4 protein-coding genes are annotated in these 3,400 nt (G+C 66.9%); 2 read left to right on the plus strand and 2 right to left on the minus strand.

The genetic code is table 11. From position 1 onward, the window contains the following. Positions 1-3: 3 nt before the first annotated feature. The gene (locus AC1DU6_RS24360; protein WP_477860223.1) at positions 4-237 is read left to right on the plus strand and encodes a phage integrase N-terminal SAM-like domain-containing protein; all 234 of its coding nucleotides are present in this window, start codon (positions 4-6) and stop codon (positions 235-237) included. Then, positions 125-373: a hypothetical protein gene (locus tag AC1DU6_RS24365; protein WP_477860217.1), complete on the plus strand. Its 249-nt coding sequence runs from the start codon at positions 125-127 to the stop codon at positions 371-373. Before AC1DU6_RS24360 ends, AC1DU6_RS24365 begins: the two co-directional genes overlap by 113 nt. Before the next feature lie 363 nt (positions 374-736). Here the strand turns inward: AC1DU6_RS24365 and AC1DU6_RS24370 are convergent, their stop codons facing one another. Next, positions 737-1,045, minus strand: coding sequence for a high-potential iron-sulfur protein (locus AC1DU6_RS24370; protein ID WP_477860219.1), 309 nt, complete (start codon positions 1,043-1,045; stop codon positions 737-739). 174 nt (positions 1,046-1,219) lie between these two features. Continuing rightward, positions 1,220-2,968 carry a PQQ-dependent methanol/ethanol family dehydrogenase gene (locus AC1DU6_RS24375; RefSeq protein ID WP_477860221.1) on the minus strand — a complete coding sequence of 583 codons (1,749 nt, stop codon included), beginning with the start codon at positions 2,966-2,968 and terminating at the stop codon, positions 1,220-1,222. Between the last annotated feature and the right edge of the window lie 432 nt (positions 2,969-3,400).

Here is a 3,400-nt window from a genome sequence, read left to right on the forward strand (position 1 = left end):
TTCATCCGGTTTCATGGCATTCGCCACCCCGCGCAAATGGGCGGCCCGGAGGTCGAGGCCTTCCTGACGTACCTGGCCAATGACCGCAATGTCTCGCCCTCCACGCACAGCCAGCGGCCGCACCGTGCTTCACATTGTCCGCAGGGTGTATTTCGTGCTGACGTTCGACCCTCAGGGTCGTGTCGATACCGACCGGATGCATCGGCAGCAGCGTGCCCTGGCAGGCTTGGCGATTGACGCCGTGTTTACTCAAGCGCGACCGTCTCGCGAGGTGTTGGACGCCGCGGATCGCTTCGTAGCGCAGGGCGGGCGCTGGCAACCTACACATGCCCTGGCTCAGCGGATCGATGCGGCGGCCCTTGGCGGACTGTGATTCAGTCGTACGCGACCACCGCCGGCCACCGCTGGTCGCTGCGCGAATACTCATGGCGGCGCCGGGCTGAACTGGACATCGGTACTTCCGCTTTGGTCACTTTGCTGACGCCCGCGTCGTTCGGGCCTGCGGCCGCGATAGCTGTCGTTGACCGGCCCGGTGACTCGCCAAGCGCGGACATCGGTGGGTGGCCGGTCCCGGTGGTCCAGCAGTCGCTCAGGCTGCGAACCGTTCAATGACCGTTGCCGCGGACAGCTGCCATTGGATCGCAAAGTCTGGGTGACAGCAGCCAGCCTGAAGGCGACAGCCGCTTTTCCGTGTGATCGACCAAGTGGGCTCCTGTTCCGCGAGCCCGGCTTGGGCTCAGCCCGGCGCCTTGACCCACGCATTGCACCAGCCGTTCTTCGCGACCTGCGCCTTGCGGCCGAACATCGCGCAGCCGCTCCACGCGTCGGTGGGTTTGGCCTGCCAGAACTGGCAGTTGGCGCAGTGCTGGCTGGCCTGGTGCTTGGGGAACTTGGCGGTATCGACCTTGGTGGTGTCGTGCCTGTAGCCCAGGGCGACAGCGGTCTCGCTGGCTTCGTCGACCGGCGACGTCTGCGCGAGGGCTGGGCAGGCGAGGGTGGCCAGGGTGGCTTGCATCATGAAGATGCGGCGGGTGGGGTGGGACATCAGGAACTCCAGGCGAGGATGCAAGACGAGCCCCTCAAGCGGCCGTCGTGGAACCGGCTTTGGCTTCGGCATCACATCGCTGCGCGATATGAGCCTTCACCGAAGCGCAAGCGCTTTGCCGGGCCACTGACGGCGCCCCCTTGAGGGGGCTCGCGAAGCGAGTAGGGGGTGGGCCTATTTCGGCAGCTTGAACACCCAGACCATGCCGCCCTGCTCCAGGAAGCTGACCTTCTTGGCCACGTCGCCGCCCCACAGCGGCACGGCGCCGCCCCAGCCCGACACGACGCTGATGTACTGCTCGCCGTTTTGCTGCCAGGACACCGGCGGTGCGACGACGCCCGAGCCGGTCTGGAACTGCCAGACGACCTTGCCGGTCTTGGCGTCCGCGGCCTTGAGCCAGCCTTCCGGCGTGCCCCAGAACACCAGGTTGCCGGCGGTGGTCAGCACACCACCCCACAGCGGCGCGTTGTTCTTGACCTCCCAGACGATCTTGCCGGTCTTGGGGTCCACTGCGCGCAGGGCGCCGATGTAGTCGTCGTTGAGCGTCTTGATCGTGAAGCCGGCGCCCAGATAGGCGGCGCCCTTCTTGTAGGCGATGGGTTCGTTCCAGATCTCCATGCCCCATTCGTTGGCGGGCACGTAGAAGAGCTTGGTGTCCGGGCTGTAGGCCATGGGCATCTGGTTCTTGCCGCCCAGGAAGGAGGGCGACGAGAACACCGAGTTGCCCTTCTTGCCGTCGGCGCCGGCGGTCGGGTCGCCGGGGCGGTTCTCGGGCACGAAGTTGGGCCGGCCGGTCTTCAAATCGATGCCGGTGGCCCAGCTGATCTTCTTGACGAAGGGAAAGGCGTTGGCGAGCTGGCCGTTGGTGGCGTCCAGCACGTAGAAGAAGYCGTTGCGGTCGGCCTTGGCGCCCATGCGCTTGCCGTCCTGGTCGAAGGTGATGAACTCGTTGACGCCGTCGAAGTCCCAGCCGTCGTTGGGCGTGCCCTGGTAGTGCCACTTGATCAGGCCGGTCTTCACGTCGATGGCGACGGTGGAGCAGCTGAACAGGTTGTCGCCCTGGCGCAGATGGCTGTTCCACGGTGCGGGGTTGCCGGTGCCGAAGTAGGCCAGGCCGGTCTTGGGGTCGTAGGTGCCGCCCAGCCAGGTGGCCGCGCCGCCGGTCTTCCACAGGTCGCCGGGCCAGCTCTTGCCCTGCGTGCCGGAGATGCCGTTCTCGTGCTTCACGCCGGCCTTGTCCCAGGTGTAGCCCATGTGGCCTTCGACCGTCGGGCGGGTCCAGACCATCTTGCCGGTCCTGGGGTCGCGCGCTTCCACACGGCCGACCACGCCGAACTCGCCGCCCGACACGCCCGTCAGCAACAGGCCCTGGGCAATGATGGGTGCGGCCGTGGCGGAGTAGCCGGCGGCGTAGTCATCGATCTTTTCCTTCCACACCACGTCGCCGGTGGCCTGGTCCAGCGCCACGAGCTGGGCGTCCAGCGTGGCGAAGATGACGAGGTTGTCGAACAGCGCCGCGCCGCGGTTGACGACGTCGCAACAGGGCATGATGCCGTCGGGCAGGCGGTGCTCGTACTTCCACAGCTTGGCGCCRGTGGCGGCGTCCAGCGCAAAGATGCGCGAGTAGGAGGCCGTCACGAACATCTTGCCGTTGTGGATCAGCGGCTGCGACTCCTGGCCGCGCTGCTTCTCGCCGCCGAAGGAGAAGGCCCAGACCGGCGACAGCTTGGCCACGTTGCCCACGTTGACCTGCTTGAGCGTCGAGTGGCGCTGGCCCTGCGTGCCCAGGCCCCAGGACAGCACTTCCTGGCCCGACTTGGCCGAGGCCTCGATCATCTGGTCGATCACGGCGGCGGCGGCACTGCCGGCGGCCACCAGGCCGAAGCTCACGGACAGCAGTGCGGCGAGAGGGTTGAGTTGCATGGCGTTGTCTCCTTTGTTGATGGATATGCACCGCCGTGCCGATGGGCATGCGGATGGCCGGTCAAGGCGCAAGCTCCATGCCAGTTGAAATCGCGCAGTTTTCGCGGCGCGATGGAGCAATGCGGCGGCGCGCGGGCAGGGTTGCTCCGGGGCCGGTGTCAGCCCCGTGAACAGGCTGCGCCGCGCTGTGACAGCGGGCGCCTGGAGCACTGCCGGCAGGTGCCGCGGCCTGTGTTTGCGCAGCGCTGTGCCGTTCTGTGCCGGACTGCTCCAGCCTGCAACAGCCCAAGGGTGATTTCCCTTGGCTACGACCCGTGCAGCGGGCTCTGGCGTGCCCGCCGTGTGCTGGCACGGGTTCTGCGTTGATGGACATGCCTCAACCCATTCGCAGGAGACAAGCCATGACTGTTTACGCCGCCCCCGGTGCTGCCG

The organism is Roseateles sp. P5_B10 (assembly GCF_056400485.1).

Coding starts and splice junctions, on each gene's coding strand:
- AC1DU6_RS24370 (WP_477860219.1), bottom strand. CDS start 1,045: ATGTCCCACCCCACCCGCCGCATCTTCATGATGCAAGCCACCCTGGCC.